This is a genomic window from Trebonia kvetii (assembly GCF_007827045.1).
Lineage (GTDB): Bacteria > Actinomycetota > Actinomycetes > Streptosporangiales > Streptosporangiaceae > Trebonia > Trebonia kvetii.
In genome coordinates, this window is record NZ_RPFW01000001.1 from 1,514,425 (window position 1) to 1,538,510 (window position 24,086).

The following is a 24,086-nucleotide window of genomic DNA, read 5'->3' on the forward strand; positions in this document are numbered from 1 at the left end:
CTGGCTCCGGGTGTCTATTAGCGCGCGTGACTACGCACGGCTCCACCCGGAGCCGTCGTAAAGCGCCAATACCACCGTGACACGCTGTCGATCATACACGCCCCTTGATGCCTGGCACACCTCCGGACACGCATCACCAGATACGCATCAGCGATTGCTTCGCGACGCTCTGTCATGATCGTGGGCATGAGCAGCCTCAACTTCGCGGACATGGTGGTCACCTTCCTGGCGCTGCTCGGGCCGCAGAAGGTGCTGCTCGCGTTCGGGCGGATCGCCAGGACGCTCGACCGCCATTCGCTGCACGTGGTCATCGTGACCACCGCGGCAGCGGCCATCTGCATCGGCGTCGTCTGCGACCTGACCGCCCCCTGGCTGGCGACGTTCTTCCACATCAGCAACGCAGGCGTGCAACTAGCGGGCGGTCTCATCTTCTTCGTGTACGCCCTGTGCATGGTGCTCGGCATCCACTTCGACGTCACCGAGCCAGGCGCCGGCGCCGGTACTGGCGGTACCGGCGCCGGCGGCACGGAGGCCGACCCGACGCACCCGGTCACCAGCGGGTTCCGCGCCATGCTGCTGCCCTTCGTGGTGAGCCCGCTCGCGGTCGCCGCCGCGCTCGAGATCTCACTGTCCTCCGCCGACTGGACCGGCCGCTGGCTGGTCGCCGGCGCGTTCACCCTGGTGGCGATCATCGACGCGGGCTGCGCGCTGCTGTTCGCCCCGCTGCTTGGCCGCGCGCACGAGGTTGTGCTCGATGCCCTCTCCCGGCTGCTCAGCGTCCTGCTCGCCGCCGTCGGGGTGGAACTCTTCCTCGGCGGCCTGACCACGCTGGGCGTACTCCACGCCAGCAACCACTAAGCCAGAGCTGGCAGGGCGATGAGAGGGGCGGCCCAAGAGCCTGGGGAGCGTCCCCGGCGCCAATACGCGTAACACCACCCCTTCGTGGGGCGAAGCCCGCCCTCAAAGGATCCCGGTGGCGTTCCCGGGGCGATACGCGTAACACCGCCCCTTCGCGGGGCGTAGCCCCGCACTCGGGGGTCCGGGGGTCGTCCCCCGGTGTAAATGCTACGAGGCCGCTGCACGCGCTTTCTGCGTGCAGCGGCCTCGTACCGAGTAGCCCCGACCGGATTCGAACCGGCGTTACCGCCTTGAGAGGGCGACGTCCTAGGCCTCTAGACGACGGGGCCGAGATGGCGCCGAGGGTTCCGCATCCCCGGCGAGGTACACGATACCGCCTCCGGCGACGAGAGCCAAAACGAGCCACCCGCGCACCCAAAGTGCCCGGAACCTCCGGGTTGGCGGCAACGGGGCATGATCACGGAAACTCTTATCCTGACGGAGCTTTTCTACCCGATTCGGGTAGAAAAGTTCCGTTGTGACCGGAAGTTCCGTGATCATGTTCGAGAAACGAGGCGGCTGGGTGCGGTGTTGCTGGCGGGGCTATCAAAGCGGGGTTTCAGCCGGCGAGGCGGGCGGCGGCGGCTACCAGGGCGGCGTTGCTCTTCGCGGTTGAGCCGTCGGGGAGGAGGGTGGTGTCCTCGAGGCCGATGCGGATGTCCTGGCCGTCGGCGAGCGAGGCGCGCAGCACGTCCCAGGTGGCCATCTCGTAGCCGTGGCGCACCTGGCGGACGGTGATGCCCTGCCGGGCCAGCTCGGCGGCCGCCGCGGCGGCCGTGGCCACGGCGGCGGCCGGATCGGTCTCCTCCGGCTCCATCAGCACCCAGCGGAGCCGGTCACGGAAACCGGTCGCGGCGAGCACCCGCGCGTCCTCAGCCGTCCATACGCCAGCCTCGATGCCGATGCCGAGGCTGGTGAGCAGGTCGGCGAGATCCTCGATGCCCGGCTCGTTCATGTTGATAGAGGCGTAGTCGGGGCGACGGTCGCCCGTCCAGCCGGCCACCAGGGCGAGCCTTCGCCTGACGTCGCCTTGGACGGTCCAGATTCCCGTGGTGACGCCGACAGGCAGTCCGGTCGCCGCGCGCACCGCCGCCACCGCGGCGAGCACGTGTTCCGGCTCAAGCGTCTGGTCCCCCGCGGCATCGCGCGGGTGCAGGTGGAACGCACCCGCCCCGGCCCGCATCGCGGCCTCCGCCTCGGCCGCGAGCTCGGCCGGGGTAAGGGGTACCCCCGGGTGCGTCGCCCGCGTCGTGCCGCCGTTCAGAGCCGCCTGGATGAGCACGCATTCCTCCCTAGACCCGGACACTCCGCCAGCAGCATCCCCCTAGCCGGCGGCCGGAACACCGGTCATTGCCGCATGGCCCCGGGTGGCGGAACGCCCGCCCGGCGGGAGGCCCGGCTTCGCTTTGGCGATGTGCGCCGGGATTCGATACACTACGTCAGCGCGGTACGGAAGCCCGGCCGCGTTGCCTATGGGGTATAGGGTAATTGGCAGCCCGACAGATTCTGGCTCTGTTAGTCTAGGTTCGAGTCCTGGTACCCCAGCGAGATAAGACGGCCCACGTGCACAGCACGGGGCCGTCTCGCGTTTTCTCGGCGTGTTTCCCCGCCGGGAGCGCTCACCGCCGGGCGGTCCCGTCAGGCAACGGGCGCACGCAGCTAAATCCCCGCGAAACGACTGAGCCCGGCGGGGATACCCCGCCGGGCTCAGTCATCAGTCAACCCTTCATGCCGACCCCAGTGGCTGTCACCGAAGAACCCGGCCCCGGTATGGGTTACTCGGGTTCCGCCACGAGGTGGTCGGGCTCGAACTCGTGCAGGGCCGGAGGCTCGAGAGCCACCGCCACCTGGGACTTGCCGCTCGCCACCGCACGGCTGCCGCCGAAGATCGCGCGCAGGTCGCGCTTGACCACCTGCTCCGCGTGCGTGATCTCGTCGAGGATGCTGGCGTGCGCCAGGGCACTCGCCGGCACGTCGGTGGCGATGACGTCCGCCACGCTCCCGTTCAGCCCGGTCACGGTAGCGCCGTTCGCAGAGACCGGGACAGCACCGAGCGGTTCGTGCGCCCACTTCTTGTGCAGCTCGGGGACCGCCGTGAGCAGCATCTTCGTGTACTCGTGCTGCGGGTTGCCGTAGACCTTCTCCGTCGCGCCCATCTCCACGATCGCCCCGTGCCGCAGGATGATCGTGCGGTCGGAGACGTAGTTGCCGAGCGACAGGTCGTGGGTGATGAAGAGGATTGCCAGGCCCTTCTGCTTGAGCTTGACAAGCAGGTTCAGCACGTCCACCCGGGTCGACGCGTCGAGCATCGAGATGATCTCGTCGGCGATCAGCACCTTGACGTCGAGCAGCAGCGCGCGGGCGATAAGCAGCCGCTGCTGCTGCCCGCCCGACAGCTGGTGCGGGTACTTGCCGAGAACGTCACCCGGGTTCAGCGCGACCGCGTCAAGCGCGGCGTCGATCTTGTCCGACCATTCCTTGTCGCCGACGTTCGGGAAGTACGACGACCGCACCAGGTCGAAGACCCGGTCCGCCCGGTAGATCGGGTTGTAAGAGCTGAACGGGTCCTGGAAGACGCCCTGCACCTGCCGGTAGTAGTCCTTTAGCCCACGCCCGGAGTAGGACGCGATGTTCTTTCCGTCGAAGGTCACCGTGCCCGAGGTGGGCTTGGCCAGGCGGAGCAGGACCTTGCCGATCGTGGTCTTGCCGCTGCCAGACTCGCCGATGAGCGAGATGACCTCGCCCGGTTTCATCTCGAAGCTGACCTTACGCAGCGCCGGAGTGAGCCCGCCGTCCCTGGAGGTCGACCGGTAGAGCTTGGAAACCTGGTCGAGCTTGAGCGTCGTCATACCTTCTCCCTCACGGGCAGTCCCTGTCCCGCGCCGGCCAGGTCGGCGTTCTCCTGGCTGACCTTCCAGCACGCGACCAGGTGACCCGGCTTGATCTCCTCGAACGGCGGAGTCTCCGTGCACTTGGCGAACGCGAACGGGCAGCGCTCACGGAAGCGGCAGCCGGTCGGCGGGTTCACCAGCGACGGCGGGCGGCCGGGGATGCCGGTCAGCGTCACCTGGTCGTGCCGCACCCCCACCGCGGGCAGCGAGTTGAGCAGCGCCTGGGTGTAGGGGTGCAGCGGACTGTCCACGAGCACCGAGGTCGGCGCCCGCTCCGCCAGCCGGCCCGCGTACATGATCGCGATGGAGTCGGCGATCTGCGCCAGGATCGCCAGGTCGTGGGTGATCGTGATGGCCGACTTGATGTAGCCGCGATCGCGGAACTCGGTCAGCATCTCGCCCACCGCACGCTGGCTGGACACGTCGAGCGCGGACGTCACCTCATCGGCGACCAGCAGTGACGGGTTGAGCAGCGTGGACATGATGATCGTCACGCGCTGCCGCATGCCGCCCGACAGCTCGAAGGAGTACTTGCTCAGCACGTCCTCCTTCAGTCCGATCAGCTCTAGGCGGCGCCAGAGCTCTGTCATGACGGCTGCCCGGTCCTTCACGTGATGGGACTTGAGCAGGTCGCTGATCATCCTGCCGATCTTCCGCGTCGGGGTGAGCGCGGACATCGCGTACTGCGGTACCAGCGATACCTCGGTCATCCGCCGGTGGCGCATGGCGCCGTTGTCCGCGATCGGCAGCTCCCTGCGATCCACGGAGACCTTGCCGCCGGTCGTCTTCATTCGCGGGTCCAGGTAGACCAGCGCGTTCCCGAGGGTGGACTTGCCGCTACCCGACTCACCCGCCAGGCCCATGATCTCCCCGTCGGCTAGGGAGAAGCTGACGTTGTCGACGGCGGTCACGTCGCCCCGGCGGCTGCGGTAAGCCACCGAGAGGTTCTCAACGTTAACGCTCATGACTCCCTCAGCTTCGGGTTGAAGACCTCATCGAGGCCGACGTTCGCGATCAGCAGCGCGACGACCATCAGGGCCAGCACCGCGCCCGGCGGGATGAACACCCACCACATGTGATAAAAGAGCGCCGAGTTGTTGGCTGCCTGGTTCATCATGTAGCCGAGCGAGACGGTCTGGCTCGGGCCGAGCCCGAGGAAGTCGTAGCTGGCCGCGATCAGCATGGAGCTGCCGAACAGCAGGATGACGACGAGGAACAGGTAGGACGCCATGTTCGGCGCGATTTCCTTGACGATGATCGACACCGGCCGCTTCCCGGACAGCCGGGCCAGGTCGACGTACTCGCGGCTGCGCAGCGTGAACGTCTGCGCCCTGACCGCCCTGGCCACCCACGGCCAGGTCGTCAGGCCGATGAACGCGCCCTCGAACAGGATGCTCCGCGAGGTCAGGTAGGAACCGATCACGATGAGCAGCACGAGGCTGGGGATCATCACCAGGACGTTGGTGATCAGCTGCAGGATCTCGTCCAGCCAGCCGCCGCGCCAGCCGGCGAGGAAGCCGATCACCAGGCCGACGGCCGTGGCGAACGCCGCGCCGAGCGCGCCGATCAGATAGGACTCCCGCAGGCCGTTGGTGAGCTGCGAGTACATGTCATAGCCGTTGAGGTCGGTGCCCAGCCAGAAGGCCCCGCCGGGGTGCTGCACAGCCATGTTGGTGGTTGCCAGCGGCGCGTACTTGGCGAAGAACGGTGCGATGATCGCCGCCAGGACGAGGAGGACCTCCACAATGAGACCGAAGAGCAGCTTCGGGTTCCGCAGCCCGTAGTGAATGAACTCGTTGCGCTTGGGGAGCGCGGTCGCCCCGGCCGGCCCGGCCGGCAGGCCGGTGGCAGCGATCTCCGGAGCCGGAGCTTGGCTGATGGACTCGCTCATGCCGTTGCCCCCTGCATGCTCAGCCGCGTCCTCGGGTCGACCGAGATGAACACAAGGTCAATGATGAAGTTCGCGAGCAGGACGCCGATGACGATGAAGATGAAGATGCCCTGCAGCAGGAAGTAGTCCTGGGCACCGATCGCCTTGAATATCAGGTTGCCGAGGCCGGGGTACTGGAAGGCGACCTCGGTGACGATGTTGCCGCCGATGACCACACCGAGAGAGAGCGCGAGCCCGGAAAGCTGCGGCAGCGACGCGTTCCGGTACGCGTATCTGCGGACCACCCGCTCGCTTGAGCCAAGGGCGCGCAGGTAGCGGGAGGAGTCGTTCTCAAGCTCGTAGATGACCAGGTTCCGCATGCCGATCGCCCAGCCGCCGAGGCTCACCAGGAACACCGTGAGGAACGGCAGGAACCAGTGGTCGAGCGCGGAGGCGATGAACGTCCAGTCGAAGTGCGGAATGAGCCCCTGGTCGTAGCCAAGGGACGTCGGGAACAGGTGCCACAGCGGGCCGAACAGGTAGACGACCACCAGGGCGAACCACGGGTAGGGGAGCGCCTGCAGCACGTAGCCGAGCGGCAGGACGGAGTTGTCGAGCACCTTGCGGCGTGCGGCCGCGGCGCCCAGCCGGTTCCCCAGGACGTAAGACAGCAGCACGGCCGGGACGAGCAAGGCGAGCGTGTACGGCATCGCCGAGAAGACAAGCGAGGCGACCGTGGCCCCCTGAGCGAAGATGCTCTGCCCGAAGTCGCCGGTCAGCACGCCGTGCCAGAAGTTCAGGTACTGCTGCCACAGCGACACGTTGAGTCCGTAGGACGCCTGGAACTGCGCGTAGAGCGCCTGGTACCCCGCGGTGTTCGCCACGTTGTACTTGGCGAGCATTCCCTGGATCGGGTCGCCCGGCATGAAGTGCGGGAGCGCCCAGTCAACGGTGACGCCGATGAAGAACGCCACCAGGTACGTAATGATTTTCCTACTGAGATAGCGCCGCACTGGCAGTCTCCCGGGGGTTACGAATCAACGGCCCTGCGACCCGCTCGCCGGCCCTTGTGCCCGGGTGAGGGAACCCGGAGGGCTGGCGAACGGGTCGCCGAGCGGACCGCTAGTGATTATCGCGATCTATTGCCAGTGTCAGCTCGCCGTCTGCGGAGTCGGCTTGAGCTGAGCAAGGGCGGGCACTGTGGTCATGGCACCGATGTAACCGTTCCACATGGCCGGGATGTTCTGGTTGTCGCTGCTCGTGCTTGACGGGAAGTTGGACCAGTACTGGGTGTTGCCCTGGAACCAGATGCCGTTGTACCAGAGCGGGATCTCCGGCTGCTGCTGCAGGAAGTCCTTCTCCAGCGTGGAGTAGATCTGGTTCAGCTTGGCGGTGTCAGACGGCGCGGTTGCGGCCGCCTGCTGCACCAGGTTCCAGTCCGCCGGCGAGTTGATCCGCTCCCAGTTGAGCTGGGCGGACTGCTCCTTCTGGATCGGAAGCTGGAAGACGCGCTGGAAGTAGGACCACGGGGAGGAGTCCAGGCCAGCGTTGTTGTCAAGCGCCAGGTCGTAGGTGCCATTGGTGATGTCAGCCGTGCGCTGGTTGAACGACGGCTGGGTGACCTGCACCTTGATGCCGACCGCGTTCAGCTCCTGCGCGATGACCGTCTGCGCGCTGTTCCAGTCGGACCAGCCCTGCGGGGCCTCGAGGGTGAGGGTGCGCCCGTTGTAGCCGGACGACGCCAGCAGCGACTTGGCCTTGTTCGGGTCGTAGGTGGTGGCGTTCTGGCTGACCACGGACTGATCGATGAAGCCGTTCAGCGTGGGCAGCAGACCCGTCGGGGTGGACGGGGACGCGATGCCGCCATAGACCGCCTGGGCGATCGCCGACGGGTTCAGCGCGGCGGCCATCGCCTTGCGGAAGTTGACGTTGTTGAACGGGGCCTTGGTGGTGTTCGGCTCGAGCCACACCGTGTTGCCCGACAGCATGTAGTGCGACGCGGCGTTCCCGTAGAACTTGAGCGTGTAACCGCCGTTGCCGCCCTGCGCCTGGGTGAGCATGTTGATGCCAGGCAGGTAGTTGTTCGACCAGTCGACGTTGCCCGCGGTGAGCTGGCCGAGCTCCTGGCTGTTGGAGCTGTTGACCATGTCGACGAGGTACTTGAACTTGAACGAGTAGCCGAGGGCGGCGGTGCCCCACCAGTCCGACTTGGTCTGGTACGCCACTTCCTGGGTGTTGGCGGTGTTCAGCGTCATCGGGCCGGTGCCAACAGGGCTGGTGTTGGCGTCGGTCGCGATCTTGCTTGCCGGGATCTTGGACCAGATGTGCTGCGGGAGAACGGGGGCCTTCCACAGGTAGTCCGTGAACTCGGTGTAGCCGGGCGTGCCCTTGAAGGTCACGGTGACCGTGCTGCCGCTGGCGACCGCGCTCGCGACCGTGGCGACGTTGGCCGAGTACGGGTCGGCCGTGTTGTTACGCGCCAGGTTGATCGAGTAGGCGACGTCCGCGGCGGTCATCGGCTGACCGTCGCTCCAATTGACGCCGGAACGCACGTTGATGACGTACTTGCTGCCCTGCCAGCCGGCTGCTTCGTCGCCGGTGGCGAGCCACGGGAGGTACTTACCCTTGATCGGGTCGTACAGGTACAGCGGTTCGTAGATGAGCCCCTGCGTACCGGTCGCGAAGGCACCGGTGTCGAGCGGGTTCCAGTTCACCGGCGGCCCGTAGGCGGTGCCGCTGGTGTAGAGGGTCTCGTTCCTCGGGAAGCTAAGGGTACCCCCGGTCGTCGCCGACGCCGAGCCACTCGCCGAGGCCGAAGCCGAGGTCGAGGCCGACGGGGCGGTGCTGTTCGTTGACGTGCTGCTGCTGCAAGCGCTGGCCGTTCCCAGCGCGAGCACGGCGATGGCGGCGGAGCCGTAACGCACCCGCTTGGCCGTCCTACTTGTTGTAGGTCTCACCTGCTCATTCCTCCTCACTAGCAAGTCCTGCTTTGACCCTGGATTCGCGGGGTCACCTGAGGCAGTTAGCCGTAGCGTGCCGGTTAAGGCGCGTGCCAACCACTGCCGGATGGCTCCCGAATCCGGGACTTTTGTCCGTTCTTGATGCGACGGCGCCGCGGCGGGCGGAGATCACTCCGCCCCGTCTGCCTCGGTGTCGCCGTTGAACAGGTGGGCTATACCGGTTAAGTGTTAACCCAAAGTGGCATCCACGTAAAGGGCCGTCTTTGTATCGCTCGGATCGCAATCGGGTTTCGGCCACGTTCCGACGAGGTCGCGCTGAGGATACCCGCAGGTCAGGACGAACGTTGTCCAAACTGGTGCAAACCGTGATCAGAGATGAGGAAAAACGTGCGAGTCTGGCGCGCCGGCTACGCGGTCCTGCGGGTGCGGCCGGGCAGCGGAAGCTCCGACGGCACCGCCGATCCGGAGCTCGCCCTAGCCTGCAGTGCTGGCAGGGCTTCCGCCACGCTCTCCGGGTGACCGCCGGCCACCATTTCGCGCAGCACCCGCGCCGCGGTCGTACCGGTACCGGCGATGTCCCGCTGCAACGCGGTAAGCGCTGGGTGCATGAGCTCACACAGAGCGGAGTCATCCCACGAGATAATCGACACACCGCCGGGCACGCTCGCGCCCATGCGCTGTGCCATGCCGAGACCTGCGGCGGCCATCACGTCGCTGTCGTACAGGATCGCGGTCGGCGGCTCGGCGCTGCCGAGCAGGCTGACCGTGGCATGCGCGGCGTGCTCCGCGGTGTAGTCGGCCTCGACGGAGAAGGCGGTGAGCCCGGCGATGGCCGCGGCCGCCTCGAACGCGTCGCGGCGGAGCACCGAGTGCCAGTACGTGGACCGGCCGCCCACCCGGGCGATGCGCCGGTGCCCCTGCTCGGCGAGGTAGCGGACCACGACCTCGACGGCGGCGCGGTCGTCCTGCCAGATCGCGGGCAGCGAGCCGGCGCCGCGCGGCGTGCCGACCACGACCGCGGGCATGCGCATCTTCTCGATGACCGGGATCCGGCGGTCGTCAACCTGCAGGTCGACGATGAACACGCCGTCCACCCGGCGCTGCGCCCACCACTGCCGGTAGAGCTCGATCTCCGCGTCGGGGTCCTCGGTCATGGTGAACTGGAGGGTGACCTGGTGCGCGGCGAGATCGGCCTGGATGCCGGAGATCAGCTGCATGAAGAACGGCTCGATACCGAGCGTCCTGGCCGGCCGGTCGATAACCAGGCCGAGCACTCCGGCCTTGCCCACGGTCAGCGCACGGGCGGCGCTGCTCGGCTGGAAGCCGATCTCCTCGGCGATCGCGAGGATGCGCTCCCTGGTCGCCGCGGACACACCCGGCTGGCCATTGAGCGCAAACGACACGGCGGCCTTGGTAACGCCGGCCCGCTGGGCGATGTCGGTGATCGTCGGCCGTTTCATCCGGTCCCCTCACGCGTTCACTATCCCGGTTAAGCATAACCGGGATGTTTCCGGGACGCGTCCCGGAAACTCCGCGGAAAGTCCAAGGGTAAATCCGGGACGCGTCCCGGGGAAGTGCTTACCGTGGACGATGGCCCGCTAAACCGGTATAGTCCAGGCCGACAGGCCTACCCGGCGGAAGAGGCGTCAACTACCCGGCGAGGAGGCCGAGCGTGCGCAGGAACACATCGAAGGTCAGCACTGGCGATACGCCCGTGAACTGGCTTGGCGCGAACTTCTGGTCGCGGACCGGCGGTCCGCTGATGTGGCGCAGCTACGACCCGTCGGTCATCGGCGCGGAGCTGGCCGTGCTCAGGCGGCACGGCCTGACCATGACCAGGTCGTTCTTCTACTGGCCCGACTTCATGCCAGGCCCGTACGAGATCGACGAGACGATGACGGCGCGCTACGCCGACTTCCTGGACCGGCACAGCGACCAGGGCCTGCAGACCATCCCCACCTTCATCGTCGGCCACATGTCCGGCGAGAACTGGGACCCGGCCTGGCGCGGCGGCAGAGACCTGTACGAGGACATATGGCTGGTCGGCCGGCAGGCCTGGTTCGCGGCGGAGATGGTGCGCCGCTTCGCGGACCACCCGGCCGTCGCGGGCTGGCTGGTGTCCAACGAGATGCCGTTGTACGGCGGCGCGAGCACCGACCACAAGATCGTCGACACCTGGGCGCGGATCATCAAGGACGCGGTGCGCGCGGCCGGCGGGCACCAGCCCTTCTCGCTCGGCGACGGCGCCTGGGGCATCGAGGTCACCGGCAACGACAACGGCTTCAGGCTCGCCGAGGTTTCGCAGCTCGTCGACTTCCTCGGGCCGCACATCTACCCGGTCGGCGACGACCCGGTGCGGCAGCGCTACGCCGCCGCCGTCGCCTGCGAGCTCTCCGGCACCTTCGGCAAGCCGGTGATCATGGAGGAGTTCGGCGTCAGCTCCGACTTCGCCTCCGACGCCAACGCCGCCGTGTACTACAGGCACCTGATGCACAGCACCCTGCTGGCCGGCGCCACCGGCTGGATCGCCTGGAACAACACCGACTTCGCGCTCCCGCAGCAGGACCCGTACCGGCACCACGCGTTCGAGCAGAACTTCGGGCTCACCGATGCCCACGGCACGCCCAAGGCCACGCTCACCGAGATGAAAGCCTTCGCGCGGACGCTCGACGCCATCGACTTCGCGAACTGCGAGCGCGCGGACACCGACACCGCGCTCGTCGTGTCCAGCTACCTGGACAACCAGTACCCCTTCACCTCGCCGGACAGCCACGTCGCGGTCGCCAAGTCGCTGCACCAGGCGTACATCTCCGCCCGGCTTGCCGACCTGCCACCGCAGCTGACCCGCGAGACGGCCGGCATCGAGCCGGGAGCGCGGCTGTACCTCGTCCCGTCCGCCAAGCAGATCCTCGCCCCCACCGCCGCGGCGCTTGAGAAGCTGGCGAACGACGGCGCGACGGTCTACGTGTCCTACAGCGCCGGCGACGTGTCCTGGCACCGCGGCCCGTCCTACGGGTCGATGAACGACCTGTTCGGCGTGAAGCACCAGCTCGACGTGGGCATGGTGGACCCGATCACCGACGACCTCGTTGAGCTCACCTTCACCAGGGACTTCGGCGGCCTGACCAGGGGCACCTCGCTCACCTTCCCCGTCGGGGGCAACGAGCACGTGCGCGCCTACCTGCCCGTCACGCCCACCACGGCGGAGGTCATCGCCACCGACGCGCACGGCCGCCCCGCGCTGCTGCGGCGGCAGGTCGGCCGCGGCTCGCTGATCCTGTGCACCTACCCGCTCGAGTACATGGCCGCCGCCGTCGCCCGGGTCAACCCGGACGCCACGGTCGCGCTGTACGGCGCGCTCGCCACGCACGCGGGCGTCCGCAGGTCGGTGACGGTCGAGGACCCGGACGTCGCCTGTGACGTGCTCGTGCACCGCGACGGCACGCGGTTCGCGGTCATCTCCAGCCACGCCGACGAGGAGCTGACGGTCAAGCCGGTGCTCGGCACGACCGGCGACAGGGTGCTCCCCGCGGGGCTGACCGCGCTCGGCGAGACCGAGATCGTGAACAGGGTCACGCTGCAACCGTTCGGGATCAAGGTGTTCAAGATCGCCGAGAGCTAAGGTTCTCTTATGCCCTGGTATGACATGCCGCTCGAGCGGCTGCGCGAGTACCGCACGAGCACACAGGAGCCCGACGGGCTCGACGACTGGTGGGCCGGGCGTATCGCAGAGGCACGAGCACTCGCCGAGCCGCTCACTCGCACGCCGCACCAGCCCGGGCTGTACGACCCGTTCCAGGTGGACGACGTCGAGTTCTCCGGGGGCGGCGGCGACCGGATCAGGGCCTGGCACTTCCGTCCGCGCGGCAACGCCGCGGCGCCCATGGTCGTCAAGTTCATCGGGTACGGCGGCGGGCGCGGCGTGCCCGCCGAGCACGTGCTGCTGCCCGCGCTCGGCTACGCGCTGCTCGTCATGGACACGCGCGGCCAGGGCGGCCGGTGGACCAGCGGTGCGACGCCGGACGGCGGCACCGGGACCGGGCCGGAGAACTCGCTCGTGATGACCAGGGGTATCACGCGCCCCGAGGATTACTACTACACCCGGCTGTTCACCGACGCCGCGCTAGCGATCGACACCGCGATCAAGCTGGCAGGCTCCGGCGCCGGTCCCGGCATCGCGGTGACCGGCGGCAGCCAGGGCGGGGCGCTCGCGCTCGCCGCCGCGGCGCTGCGCCCGGACGTGGTCCGGGTCTGCCACGCCGACGTGCCGTTCCTCTGCGACATCCAGCGGGCGATCACGCTCGCGCCGCACGCGCCGTACACCGAGATCCCCGAGTTCCTCGCCGAGAACACCAAGCTCATCGAGCCGGCCCTGAACACGCTGCGGTACGTGGACTGCGCACTGCTCGCGCGCAGGATCACGGCCACCACGCTGGTGAGCGTGGGCCTGATGGACGACATCTGCCCGCCGTCGACCGTCTTCGCCGCGTACAACGAGATCACGGCGGACAAGGAGATCGCGGTCTACCCATACAGCGACCACAGTTGCCCCAGGGGGCACACCGAGCGGCAGCTCGCGCACCTGGGCAAGCACTTCCCGGCCAGGTGAGCGCTAGCCGGGGCCAGGTTCAGACGCCGGCCCCGGCCAACCGGGCTCAGTCGCGGATGACCACGCGGTTGGTCAGGGTGCCGACCGACTCGATCGTCACCGACACCTCGTCACCGTCGACCAGCGGGCCGACACCCTCGGGCGTGCCGGTCAGCAGCACGTCACCGGGCAGCAGCGTCATCACCGACGACACGAACTGGATGAGCGACGGCACGTCCCACAGCAGCTCGGACGTCCTGGCGTGCTGCTTGACCGCGCCGTTGACCGTCGTGGTGATGCCGAGGTCGGCGGGGTCGGCCCCGGTCTCCATCCACGGCCCGAGCGGGCAGAACGTGTCGAAGCCCTTCGCCCTGGTCCACTGGCCGTCCTTGGCCTGCAGATCCCGCGCGGTCACGTCGTTCGCGCAGGTGTAGCCGAAGATGACCTCGGCTGCCCGCTCCCGCGGCACGTCCCTGCAGAGCCTGCCGATGATCACGGCGAGCTCGCCCTCGTAGTCCACCCGCTCGGTGATCTTCACCGGATACGCGATCCTGTCGCCTGGACCGGTGACCGACGTGGACGGCTTGAGGAACAGGACCGGCTCGGCGGGGAGCTCGTTTCCTCCCATCTCCTTGACGTGCTCGGCATAGTTCTTGCCGACGGCCACCACCTTGGACGGCAGGACGGGCGCGAGCAGCCGCACCTCGGCCAGCGGATAGCGCTCGCCGGTGAGCCGCACTCCTGCCGGATCGACACCGAACGGGTGGCCGTACAGCTCCGCGATCGTTTGCTGCTGGCCGGACTCACCCTCAACGACGCCGTAAGCGACGCCGTCGCCCTTGGCGAACCTCGCGATACGCACGATGCTCCTTCGCTTCGCTTGTCGCTTCGAGCCTACTTGCCCGTGGCTCTCGCGGGGAGCGCCGATCCTGACCCGGGGCTGCTACTGCTGATATCCCTCCACCTCGGACACCGACCGGACCGCCGCACCCTCGGGACTCTCCCCGAACTCGCGCTTCGCCCGGCGCTGGCGCAGCAGATCCCAGCACTGATCGAGCGCCTCCTCAGCAGAACGAAGGCGCTCCCGCTCCTGTTCCGAGGTGAGCTCGCCGCGCGCGAGCTGGCCGCGCAGGTCATGCTCCGTGGTGATCAGCTCACTGATCTGCGACATGATCTCCCTGTCATCCATGTGCTTAAGGTATGCCCGCGGCCTTCTGGTCCGCGATCGGGGATATGAGTTTTCCCGAACGGTTCCGTGGTTCCCCTAGGGCGGAGGCAGCTACCGCGATCCAGGCGGCGAGCACGACCAGGACGACCAGCGCCAGGTGGAGGCCGATCTGGTTCGCGACCACGCCGATGATGGCCGGGCCCGCCGCCATGCCCGTGTAGCCGAGGCCGACCACCCGGGCCAGGCCCGAGCCTGGACGCTCCGGGTCGGCGCGACCGCCTGCCGCGAACACCTGCGGAACGACGATGGACAGGCCGGCCCCGAATGCGGTGAACCCGGCGATGGTCACGGCGGGAACCCGGGTAGAGAGCGCCAAGGCGATGCCCGCGGTGGCGATCACGCCGCTCGTCCTGATCACCGTGACAACCCCGAAGCGGTGGATGAGCCGGTCGCCGACCGCCCTGCCGACGGTCATGGTGACGGAGAAGGCAGCGAAGCCGAAGGCCGCGAGGCCGGCACTGGTGCCCAGGTTGTCCCTAAGATAGACGGCCGACCAGTCGCCCGCCGCGCCCTCGCAGATCAGGCCGCAGATGCCGAGCACGCCGAGCGCGAGGACCAAGCGCCGCACCTGCCGGCGGTCCACGACTGCTGGAGTGACTTGCGTGCTTGAAGGGACAGTTGCCAGCGCTTCCGAACTGGCCCTGGGTGCCGCAAGGCCAGAATCGTTCTGGCCTTGTGTGCCATCGGGCCAATAGAGCTGGCCTTGTGTGCCACGCGGCTCGTTTGGTGGCTCCGGGGTCTCGGGGAGCAGCCAGAATCCGGCGGTGGCGTCGACGATCAGCCCGGTGATCCCCGCCGCGGCCAGAGAGGGCAGCAGGCCGATACCCGCCAGGGCGAAGCCGCCGCCCGCCAGCGAGCCGAGGATCGCCCCGAGGCTGTAGAAGGCGTGCATCGACGTCATCACCGGACGGCCGTAGGCGGCCTCGACGCGGACGCCCTGGGCGTTCTGCGAGACGTCGAGGGTCCCGACGGCCACGCCGATGACAAACAGGGCCGCCATCAGCACGGGCAGGTTATGCGCGAAGCCGGGGAGCGTCGTTCCCACGCAGCTTGCCAGGCCGGTGACGCGGACCAGGACGGAGCTGCCCGCCCGGTCGACAAGCCGCTCGGCGAGCGCCGCGCCGAGCACGAGGCCGACGGGGACCGCGAACAGCGCGATGCCCAGGGTGCCGTCCGACAGGTGCGCCTGCGTCTTGGCGGCCGGGACGCGGGCCAGCCACACGCCGGAACACCAGCCCATGATCAGGAAGTGCGCCGATACCGCCCATCGCGCGGGGCCCACCGCCCCGCGCCGCCCCGAATTACGCACTACGCAACAATAGTCGCGAACTTCGCACTCAACCAAAAGCGGTTCCGTGCCCAGCAGGCGTCGGCGAAAGATGGTGGATAGTTCTCCACACCGGAGTGTGGAGAACTATCCACCATCCGCATGATGCTGAGACGCGCGACTGATGCCGTTTCGTGTTTGTCTTGTGGGTAAGTCACGACCGCGGCGACCGTCGCCGCCCGGCTGTGCCTCGTGAGCCAGCCGAGGCGGGACGGCCCGGAGAATGCACTGGTGGGTGCCGCTCCGGGCGCGCCTCAGGGCTCTAATCGGGCACGCGGCCGGCGCGGAGCAGGCCGTAGCTGACGGCCTCCTCCAGGGCGTGCCAGGAGGCGGAGATGACGTTCTCGTCGACACCGACCGTGGACCAGGTCTCGCCCTCGGCGTTGCTCGACTCGATCAGCACCCGGGTGATCGCGCCGGTGCCCGACGAGCCCTCCAGGATGCGGACCTTGAAGTCGGTCAGCTCCAGGGTGGCCAGCTCGGGGAAGGTCTGCTCAAGGGCGGCGCGCAGCGCCCGGTCCAGCGCGTTCACCGGGCCGTTGCCCTCGCCGACGGCAACGACGCGCTCGCCCTTCGCCGTCAGCCTGACGGTGGCCTCGCTGGTCACGGCACCGTCCTCGCGCCGCTCCACGATGACCCGCCAGGACTCGACGGTGAAGTGGCGCTTGCGCTCGCCGGCGAGCTCGTCGCGGAGCAGCAGCTCGAAGCTGGCGTCCGCGGCCTCGAAGGAGTAGCCGTGCGCCTCAAGCTCCTTGACCTTGTCGGTCACCCGGCCGATGACCTCCTTGTCACCGGACAGGTCGAAGCCAAGCTCGCGCCCCTTCAGCTCAATGGACGCCCGGCCCGCCATGTCCGAGACGAGCATGCGCATGTCGTTGCCGACCAGGGCCGGGTCGATGTGCTGGTAGAGCATCGGGTCGACGCGGATCGCGCTGGCGTGCAGCCCCGCCTTGTGCGCGAACGCGGATAGGCCGACGTAGGGCTGGTGGGTGTGCGGCGTGACGTTCGTGACCTCGCTGATCGCGTGCGCGATCCTGGTCATCTCCCTGATGCCCTCGCCGTCGAGTACCCGCTTGCCCTTCTTGAGCTGGAGGCCTGCGACCACGCTGAACAGGTTCGCGTTGCCCGACCGCTCGCCGTAGCCGTTCGCGGTGCCCTGCACGTGCGTGACGCCGGCCTCGACCGCGACCAGGGTGTTGGCGACGCCGCAGCCGGTGTCGTCGTGGCAGTGGATGCCGAGCCGCGCGCCGCTGCGTTCCGCGACCGCGTGCACGATGTCGCCGAGCTCGGTGGGCATCATGCCGCCGTTGGTGTCGCACAGGGCGATGACATCCGCGCCGGCCTCGGCGGCGGCCCTGAGGCACTCGATCGCGTAGGCCGGGTTGGACCGGTAGCCGTCGAAGAAGTGCTCGGCGTCGAGGAAGACCCGCTGCCCCTCCGCCCGCAGGTGCCGGACCGTGTCCGCGATCATCGCGAGGTTCTCCTCGAGCGTGGTCCGCAGCGCGAGCTCCACGTGGCGGTCGTGACTCTTGGCGACCAGCGTCACGACGGGTGCCCGGGACTCGCGGAGCGCGGCCACCTGGGGGTCGTGCGCGGCGGCAACGCCGGCCTTGCGGGTGGCACCGAACGCCGCGAGCGTGGCGTGCCTGAGGTCGAGCTCGGTCTGCGCACGGCGGAAGAACTCGGTGTCCTTCGGGATCGCGCCCGGCCAGCCGCCCTCGATGAACCCGACGCCGAGACGGTCCAGGTGCCGCGCGATCACCAGTTTGTCGGCGACGGTGAGGTTCAGGCCCTCCTGCTGCGCGCCGTCGCGCAGGGTGGTGTCGTAGACGTGAAACTGGTCGTCGAGCATCGTCTCTGTCCGTTTCTTCGGTGTTGTTGTGGTGGGCCGGCGCGTTTCCTGGCAAACAAAAAGACCCCTCGCGAATACGCGAGAGGTCTGCGCGTCGGCATCGAGATCAGCGTTCCTTTACCGCTGGCCGCGACTAGGGCTCTGCCCTAGCTGCCGACGCGCCTGCCGATAATAATCAGGCCGGACGTCACGGGAGCTAGTGTGCCACACCGGGGTGGCTGTGCGCCAACCCGGGGTGGCGTCGAGTGCGATTCAGCCGATCGCCTTGAGGAAGGCGCCCGCCAGGGCGGCCGCCGCCTGGTGCGGTGTGCTGCCGGTCTCGAGCACGGAGATGGCCAGGCCGCCCCGGTAGCCGACGAACCAGCTCAGGTACGAGTGCTTGCCCGCCTTGACCACTCCGGCCTGGCCGTACACCGGCGCACCAGAGATGTTGGCCGCGTGCGCCGAGCCCTTCTTGACCGCCAGCCGCATCAGCGCCCTGAGTTCGGTGAGCTGCTTGCCGGACAGCGGTGCCTGCCAGGTGGTGGACTGGTCGGTGGAAAGCAGCACCGGCGAGTGCCCGGTGCCCGCCGCGACCTCGGCCGCCACGGTGGCCATGCCGAGCGGGCTCATCAGCACGCCCCCGGCCCCCGTCGCCTGCGCCGCCACGTCCGCCGCGCCCGATACCACGGGGGCGGACCCGGAGAACGCCGACAGCGGCAGCTGCCACTTGGCGCCGATGCCGAAGGCCCGCTCCGCGGCCGTGAGCTGCTGCGGTGTCAGGGTCCGCGACATGTTCGCGAAGGCGGTGCCGCACCCGTCGGCGAAGTCCGAGGCGAGCGTCGCGGTGGTCGACGTCACCAGCTGATAGGTAAAGGTCTGACCGCCGACGTTGGCGACCGGCTCGCAGGGCAGCGGGTGCTTCATGCCGATGCCCTTAGACAGCAGCGCCGCCGCGGACACGATGCTGAACGCCATGCCCGGCTCTACCTTCGCGTCGAGCGTGCCGCCCGACGGCAGCGTCCCCTGGCTCCCCTGACGGGAGGCGAGGACCCTGATGGCCCCGGTGCGCGCGTCGAGCGCGACGATCTCGGCGGAATTCGATTGCGCGGCGAGCGCCGTCATGGCGGCGGTCTGCTGCTTGCTGTCGAGCGTGGTCCGCACCGGTGTGCCCGCGTGACCGCCGGGTGAATTCCACAGGGTGGCGACCGTGTGGCCTGCCGCGTTCACCACCACGACCGAAGTCGTCGGCGTGCCGGTCAGCTCGTCCTGGTAGAGCTGCTGCAGGCCGCCCAGGCCAACGGTCATGCCCGGCTGGTAGGCCGCGCCCTCGGCACGCAGCTCGGCGGAGTCTTCCGTGCCGACCTGGCCGACAGCCTCCTGCGCGGGCGAGGAGAACAGCCGTTCGTTCCGCAGCTGATGGCTGAGACCTGGCACCTTGGACAACCTGGGCCACAGCGCGGTGAACTCGGCCGGGCTCAGTGTGAGCAGGGACAGGAAGTCGCTCGGCGGCGCGGCCTTAATCTGGCCGACCACCTGCTGCTCGCTAAGTCCGGTGACGTCGCTGAAATCCTGGGCCGTCGCCGTGGCGTTCTTCAGCTCGCCGGGGCGGACGCCGATCCGGTAGTCGGCCGACTTGACGATCAGCGGCCGGCCGCCCATGTCCTGGATCCCGGCCCGCTGCGGGTACGCGGTCACCACGGCGAGCCGGTCACCGGCACCGAGCCCCGGGTTGATGACCGACGGCGCCCAGTCGACGAGCCAGTGACCGTCACGCGAGATCAGCTTGAACTGCCCGGTGTAGACCCACTGCTGCCCGGCCTGCGCGAGGTCCACGGTGGCACGGAAGCTGGCGATAGCTTTGTCACCGTGCTGCGTGACCTTGCCCATCGCGAAGAACCGGTTGCTCGCGTCGAGGTTGCTGTACGCCGCCGCGAGCTGGGTGGACACCAGCGCGGCGCCCCCGGTGGTGAGGGCGGCGGCCTCCGCGTAATGCCCCGACTGCCAGTCGAACAGGAACGCCTGCACGGTCGGCTCCGCGGACGCCTCACTGCCGAAGCCATTGGTGAAGCCGACGCAGAACGTGGCGACGACAAGCAGGGAGATCGCCGCGAGACGCTGCTTGCGCGACAGGAAAGACCCACGGCCGACGGGCTTGCGATGCCGGTGCCCACGGCGGCCGCCGGATGCGCGGCCCGGCGCGGGCGCGCCGGGCGGACGCGGCGGAGCCTGATCCGGCAGCGTGCCCTGATCCGGCACCTGCGTGCCCTGGCCCGGCGGAGTCGCCTCGCCCGGCGCGAACCCCGTACTGGGCGCAGTGGGCGCAGTGGGCGCAGTGGGCGCAGCGCCGGAGTCCGGCGTGAAACCTGGAGCGGGAAGTTGCCGGGCGTCCGCGGGAAGCTGGTCCTCCCCTGGAGCCGCCCCCGCCTCATCGGGCCAGGCGCGGGTATCCGCGGCGTTGGCAGTCCTGCTGCGACGTCCAGGGAGGCCAGACAGGCCGGGGACGGTAAAGGGGAAGCCACTACCGCGGGGACGGCCGGAGTGGCTCCCTTGCTCATGAGAGCGCGCAGTCACCGTCCGCCTCCGGAATCACCGTCGTCGCCGCCAGGCACGCTCAACCTCCCTGGCCGCGTCACGCTTGGCCAGGTCCTGTCTCTTATCGTATGTCCGTTTACCGCGGGCAAGTGCGAGCTCCACCTTGACTTTGCCGTCCTTGAAGTAAAGCGACAGCGGGACCAGCGTCAGGCCCTGCTCTGACGTCTTACGGACCAGCCGCTCGATCTCCCCCCGGTGAAGCAACAGCTTCCTGGTCCGCTTCGGCAAGTGGTTCGTCCACGTGCCCTGGGTGTACTCAGGAATGTGAACGTTATGCAGCCAGACTTCCCCGTCTGAGACCAGTGCGAACCCATCGGCAAGTGAAGCGCGGCCGGCGCGCAGGGATTTGACCTCGGTGCCGGTGAGCGCGACGCCGGCCTCCAGCGTGTCCTCGATGGCGTAATCGTGCCTGGCGCGCCGGTTCGAGGCGATGATCTTGTTTCCCTGCTCGCGTGCCACGTCTCTCCTGTCGGACTTCCTGCGGCTACCGTACGCCGGTGGCCGCCCGCCGAGGGCGCTGGGTGCGCTCCTGCCGGACCGCCATGGCGGCCGCGGTTAGACCCGCAGATAGCGGCGGAGCGTAACGAACGACGTCACGCCGCAGAGCGCAATCCCGACGACCATCGCAAGCACGATGACCTCGATCAGGTCGGCGGTCGAGAGGCCGACGTTGTAATTGAAGTACTGCTGGAGGTTGTTGAGCAGCAGCGACTTCACCCCGATGAGCAGGGCGGCCGCAAGCACCCAGCCGAGCAGGCCGGCGATCACGCCCTCGAGCAGGAACGGCAGCTGGATGTAGAAGTTGGACGCGCCGACCAACCGCATGATGCCGGTTTCCCGCCGCCTGTTGAAGGCCGACAACCGGATGGTGTTGGCGACAAGCAGGACGGCGGCGACGACCAGGATCAGCGCCACGATGACGACCGCGTTCCGCAGGCCGTCAAGCAGCCGGTAGAACTTGTCCAGGATGTTCATCTCGTCGATCACCGAGTCCACGCCCGCCGCCCCGGTGACCGCGCTGGAGACGACGTTGTAATCCGCCGACGGGTTGACCAGCTTGACCTCAAGCGACGGCGGCATGTCCGTCTCCTTGATCATGGTCACGTACGACTGGTCGTTGGAGAACGCCTGCTTGTACAGGGCCCACGCTTGTGCCTGCGACACGTAGGTGACGCTCTGCACCTGCGGCATCGAGTGCAGCCGCTGCTGGAGGGCCGTCGTCTGGGCGTCCGTCACCGCGCCGTGGCAGTTCGGGTTGGCGCTGTCCGCGTAGCACAGGTAAACCGAGATCTCGACCTTGCTCTGCCAGTACGTGCGCGTGCTGTCGACCTGCTTGACGAACAGCAGGCCGGTGCCGAGCAGCGACAGGCTGATCGCCACCACGACGATCAGCGCGACGGTCATGGTGAGGTTACGGCGCAGCCCGACCCAGATCTCCTGGAACACGAAGTTTGAACGCATACTGGCCTTATCTCATCCCTGGTAAGTCATGTGCCGTCTGGCGCGGCACTCGGTAAGCAGGCGGTAATGAAACCGGCCAGACACGCCGGTTCAGGCGCCGCTAGTAGTTCTGCCCGTAGACACCGCGGTTCTGGTCGCGGACCACCTTGCCGTACTCGAGCTCGATGACGCGCTTGCGCATCGAGTCGACGATCGCGGCGTCGTGCGTCGCCATGACGACCGTCGTCCCCGTCCGGTTGATCCGGTCGAGCACCTTCATGATGCCGATTGAGGTCGCCGGGTCGATGTTTCCCGTGGGCTCGTCGGCCAGCAGGATCATCGGCCGGTTGACGAACGCCCTGGCCATCGCGACCCGCTGCTGCTCGCCACCGGAGAGTTCGTCGGGCATCCGGTCGTGCTTGCCCTCCAGGCCCACGAGGTCGAGCACCTCGGGCACCACGCGCTTGATGAACCGCCGCGGCTTGCCGATCACCTCGAGCGCGAACGCGACGTTCTGCTCGACGGTCTTGCTCGGCAGCAGCCGGAAGTCCTGGAAGACGCAGCCGATCTTGCGGCGCAGCGCGGGGACCTTCCAGTTGGTCAGTTTTGCCAGGTCGTTGCCGGCCACCATGATGCGTCCGTCGTTCGGCCGCTCCTCGCGGAGGATGAGCCGCAGGAACGAGGACTTGCCCGACCCTGACGGGCCGACGAGGAAGACGAACTCTCCCTTGTTGATCGTCATGTCGACGCTCTCCAGGGCGGCCCGATTCTGGTTCGGGTAGATCTTGGTGACGTTTTGAAACTCAATCACGGGACCATCACAGGATCTCTCGACGCCTTAATGCCTGCCTCAATGGGGGGCCGGCAATGCCTGGTCAGACGACGCGTTTGCGCCGGTCCGACCGCCACACGGGTATTTCCGGCTTAGCCGGGCAACTTGCGGGTAACCTGGCTTAGCCAGGGAACAGTCTAGGGGGAAACTGGCAGCTAAGGCTCCAGATCACGCCAAGTGCGCCCGGGGCACCGCTTCCGGAAGGGGTATGAGATGAGCTGCGAGCACCTGATCTGCGCTCACTGCACCAACCCGGTAGTCGAGGGCCGCTGTCCGGTATGCCGTGCGGCGCGCGCCGAGATCCACCACCACGGCCCTGCCCTGACGCCGCAACTCCTCGTCGCCGCGGCCCTGCTGCTCCTGCTCGGCCTGCTGATCGCGACGCACGTGCTCCCATAGCGTCCAGCAGCCGCGCCGGACTACTGCTCTTCCCGCTCCGACTTGCGCAGCCAGCGGATCTCGGCGTCGATGAAGTCATCAATCTCACCGTCGAGCACAGTCTCCGCCTGCGAGGTCTCCTGGCCCGTCCGCTGGTCCTTGACCATCTGGTACGGGTAGAGGACGTAGTTGCGGATCTGCGAACCCCAGGCCCGGCCGCCGTCGCCCTTCAGCGCCGCCATCTCCTGCGCCTCCTCCTCGCGGCGGCGCTCAAGCAGCTTGGACGCCAGAACGGCCATCGCGGAGGCCCTGTTCTGGATCTGCGACCGCTCGTTCTGGCAGGAGACCACGATGCCGGTCGGCAGGTGGGTGATCCGGACCGCCGAGTCGGTCGTGTTGACGCCCTGGCCGCCGGGGCCGGAGGAGCGGAAGACGTCGACCCGGATCTCGTCGTCCGGGATGTCCACGTGGTCGGTCTGCCCCACCACGGGAAGCACGTCCACGCCGGCGAAGCTGGTCTGGCGGCGGCCCTGGTTGTCGTACTTGGAGATGCGGACCATGCGGTGCGTGCCCTGCTCGCCGCGGAGCGTCCCGTAGGCGTAGGGCGCCTTCACCGCGAACGTGGTGGACTTGATGCCCGCCTCGCCGTAGGAGACGTCGTAGATCTCCGTCGGGTACTTGTGCCGCTCCGCCCAGCGCAGGTACATGCGCTGCAGGTTGCCCGCGAAGTCCTCCGCGTCGGCACCGCCCGCCTGGGAATTGATCGTGATGAGCGCCTCGCGGGCGTCGTACTCGCCGTTCAGCAGGGTGCGGACCTCGAGAGTGTCGATGTCCTTGCGCACCGCGGCGAGTTCGGCGGCCGCCTCGTCCTTGGTGTCCTGGTCGTGCTCGTCGTCGGCAAGCTCGAACAGGACGCGGGTGTCATCGAGCCGCTGGCGCAGCGCCTCGAGACGGCCGAGTTCCCCCTCAAGGTAGGAGAGCCGCCTGGTGACCTCCTGGGCGCGCGACTGGTCCTCCCAGAGCGAGGGGTCGGCGGCCTGCTCGCGCAGGTCGGCGGCCTCGGTACGCATCGCCTCAGGATCGACCACGGCTTCGATGGTGTCGAGCTTGGACGACAGTTCCGATATCTCATCGGTGGGATCGGTAGCTGCCATGCCGGAAAGCCTACGCGAATACCCGTCAGGCGGCGCATTCGAGCCGGCAGGCCTCGCGGGCTGGCTTGCGCAGCCAGCCCGCGAAACCACTGCCC

At 68.2% G+C, this 24,086-nt stretch carries 20 protein-coding genes and 2 tRNA genes; 5 read left to right on the forward strand and 17 right to left on the reverse strand.

The genetic code is table 11. The annotated features are described in order from the left end of the window. Positions 1–186: 186 nt before the first annotated feature. The gene (locus EAS64_RS06915; protein ID WP_187365733.1) at positions 187–858 is read left to right on the forward strand and encodes a MarC family protein; all 672 of its coding nucleotides are present in this window, start codon (positions 187–189) and stop codon (positions 856–858) included. Positions 859–1,114: 256 nt separating this feature from the next. Here the strand turns inward: EAS64_RS06915 and EAS64_RS06920 are convergent. Together EAS64_RS06920 and EAS64_RS06925 are read right to left on the reverse strand one after the other, a co-directional pair. Then, positions 1,115–1,187 (reverse strand) — tRNA-Glu (locus EAS64_RS06920). A 269-nt stretch (positions 1,188–1,456) separates the two neighbouring features. Continuing rightward, on the reverse strand, positions 1,457–2,179 hold the full coding sequence (locus EAS64_RS06925; protein WP_187365734.1) for a 3-keto-5-aminohexanoate cleavage protein: 723 nt from the start codon (positions 2,177–2,179) through the stop codon (positions 1,457–1,459). 191 nt (positions 2,180–2,370) lie between these two features. Between EAS64_RS06925 and EAS64_RS06930 the strand changes: the two genes are divergently transcribed. Beyond that, positions 2,371–2,442: transfer RNA gene (locus tag EAS64_RS06930), tRNA-Gln, on the forward strand. A gap of 230 nt (positions 2,443–2,672) precedes the next feature. Here the strand turns inward: EAS64_RS06930 and EAS64_RS06935 are convergent. The 6 genes from EAS64_RS06935 to EAS64_RS06960 all read right to left on the reverse strand — a co-directional run bounded on the left by EAS64_RS06935 (position 2,673) and on the right by EAS64_RS06960 (position 10,078). Next, on the reverse strand, positions 2,673–3,746 hold the full coding sequence (locus EAS64_RS06935; RefSeq protein WP_145851804.1) for an ABC transporter ATP-binding protein: 1,074 nt from the start codon (positions 3,744–3,746) through the stop codon (positions 2,673–2,675). Next, positions 3,743–4,753: an ABC transporter ATP-binding protein gene (locus EAS64_RS06940; protein ID WP_145851805.1), complete on the reverse strand. Its 1,011-nt coding sequence runs from the start codon at positions 4,751–4,753 to the stop codon at positions 3,743–3,745. Before EAS64_RS06940 ends, EAS64_RS06935 begins: the two co-directional genes overlap by 4 nt. Further along, positions 4,750–5,679: an ABC transporter permease gene (locus EAS64_RS06945; RefSeq protein ID WP_145851806.1), complete on the reverse strand. Its 930-nt coding sequence runs from the start codon at positions 5,677–5,679 to the stop codon at positions 4,750–4,752. Before EAS64_RS06945 ends, EAS64_RS06940 begins: the two co-directional genes overlap by 4 nt. Then, positions 5,676–6,671: an ABC transporter permease gene (locus EAS64_RS06950; RefSeq protein WP_145851807.1), complete on the reverse strand. Its 996-nt coding sequence runs from the start codon at positions 6,669–6,671 to the stop codon at positions 5,676–5,678. Before EAS64_RS06950 ends, EAS64_RS06945 begins: the two co-directional genes overlap by 4 nt. 138 nt (positions 6,672–6,809) lie before the next feature. Continuing rightward, complete coding sequence (locus EAS64_RS06955; protein WP_145851808.1) at positions 6,810–8,615, reverse strand: ABC transporter substrate-binding protein; 1,806 nt, start codon at positions 8,613–8,615, stop codon at positions 6,810–6,812. A gap of 410 nt (positions 8,616–9,025) precedes the next feature. Further along, a complete protein-coding gene (locus EAS64_RS06960) occupies positions 9,026–10,078 on the reverse strand; it encodes a LacI family DNA-binding transcriptional regulator (RefSeq protein WP_145851809.1) in 1,053 nt (350 codons plus the stop codon). Between the two features lie 212 nt (positions 10,079–10,290). Between EAS64_RS06960 and EAS64_RS06965 the strand changes: the two genes are divergently transcribed. Both EAS64_RS06965 and EAS64_RS06970 read left to right on the forward strand, forming a co-directional pair. Beyond that, entirely contained in the window at positions 10,291–12,240 is a 1,950-nt protein-coding gene (locus tag EAS64_RS06965) for a cellulase family glycosylhydrolase (protein WP_145851810.1), read from the forward strand. 9 nt (positions 12,241–12,249) lie between these two features. Continuing rightward, on the forward strand, positions 12,250–13,227 hold the full coding sequence (locus EAS64_RS06970) for an acetylxylan esterase (protein WP_145851811.1): 978 nt from the start codon (positions 12,250–12,252) through the stop codon (positions 13,225–13,227). 46 nt (positions 13,228–13,273) lie between these two features. Here EAS64_RS06970 and EAS64_RS06975 read toward each other — a convergent pair whose 3' ends face one another. The 8 genes from EAS64_RS06975 to ftsE form a co-directional block, all read right to left on the reverse strand. Further along, positions 13,274–14,068: a fumarylacetoacetate hydrolase family protein gene (locus tag EAS64_RS06975; protein ID WP_145851812.1), complete on the reverse strand. Its 795-nt coding sequence runs from the start codon at positions 14,066–14,068 to the stop codon at positions 13,274–13,276. A gap of 81 nt (positions 14,069–14,149) precedes the next feature. After that, a complete protein-coding gene (locus tag EAS64_RS06980; protein ID WP_145851813.1) occupies positions 14,150–14,395 on the reverse strand; it encodes a DUF2630 family protein in 246 nt (81 codons plus the stop codon). 4 nt (positions 14,396–14,399) lie between these two features. After that, positions 14,400–15,743, reverse strand: a complete 1,344-nt coding sequence (locus EAS64_RS06985; protein WP_145851814.1) for an MFS transporter — start codon at positions 15,741–15,743, stop codon at positions 14,400–14,402. Positions 15,744–16,023: 280 nt separating this feature from the next. After that, positions 16,024–17,613, reverse strand: a complete 1,590-nt coding sequence (gene cimA / locus EAS64_RS06990; RefSeq protein ID WP_145851815.1) for a citramalate synthase — start codon at positions 17,611–17,613, stop codon at positions 16,024–16,026. Positions 17,614–17,865: 252 nt separating this feature from the next. After that, positions 17,866–19,851, reverse strand: a complete 1,986-nt coding sequence (locus tag EAS64_RS06995; protein WP_145851816.1) for a penicillin-binding transpeptidase domain-containing protein — start codon at positions 19,849–19,851, stop codon at positions 17,866–17,868. Between the two features lie 330 nt (positions 19,852–20,181). Next, on the reverse strand, positions 20,182–20,646 hold the full coding sequence (gene smpB / locus EAS64_RS07000; protein WP_145851817.1) for an SsrA-binding protein SmpB: 465 nt from the start codon (positions 20,644–20,646) through the stop codon (positions 20,182–20,184). A 96-nt stretch (positions 20,647–20,742) separates the two neighbouring features. Further along, positions 20,743–21,648: a permease-like cell division protein FtsX gene (gene ftsX, locus EAS64_RS07005; RefSeq protein ID WP_145851818.1), complete on the reverse strand. Its 906-nt coding sequence runs from the start codon at positions 21,646–21,648 to the stop codon at positions 20,743–20,745. A 100-nt stretch (positions 21,649–21,748) separates the two neighbouring features. Beyond that, entirely contained in the window at positions 21,749–22,438 is a 690-nt protein-coding gene (gene ftsE, locus EAS64_RS07010; protein WP_145851819.1) for a cell division ATP-binding protein FtsE, read from the reverse strand. Between the two features lie 234 nt (positions 22,439–22,672). Here ftsE and EAS64_RS07015 point away from each other — a divergent pair, with 234 nt between their 5' ends. Further along, positions 22,673–22,858 carry a hypothetical protein gene (locus EAS64_RS07015; RefSeq protein WP_145851820.1) on the forward strand — a complete coding sequence of 62 codons (186 nt, stop codon included), beginning with the start codon at positions 22,673–22,675 and terminating at the stop codon, positions 22,856–22,858. A gap of 20 nt (positions 22,859–22,878) precedes the next feature. On the opposite strand, the gene prfB is transcribed toward EAS64_RS07015, so the two are convergent. Continuing rightward, entirely contained in the window at positions 22,879–23,991 is a 1,113-nt protein-coding gene (gene prfB, locus EAS64_RS07020; RefSeq protein WP_145851821.1) for a peptide chain release factor 2, read from the reverse strand. Positions 23,992–24,086 lie beyond the last annotated feature (95 nt).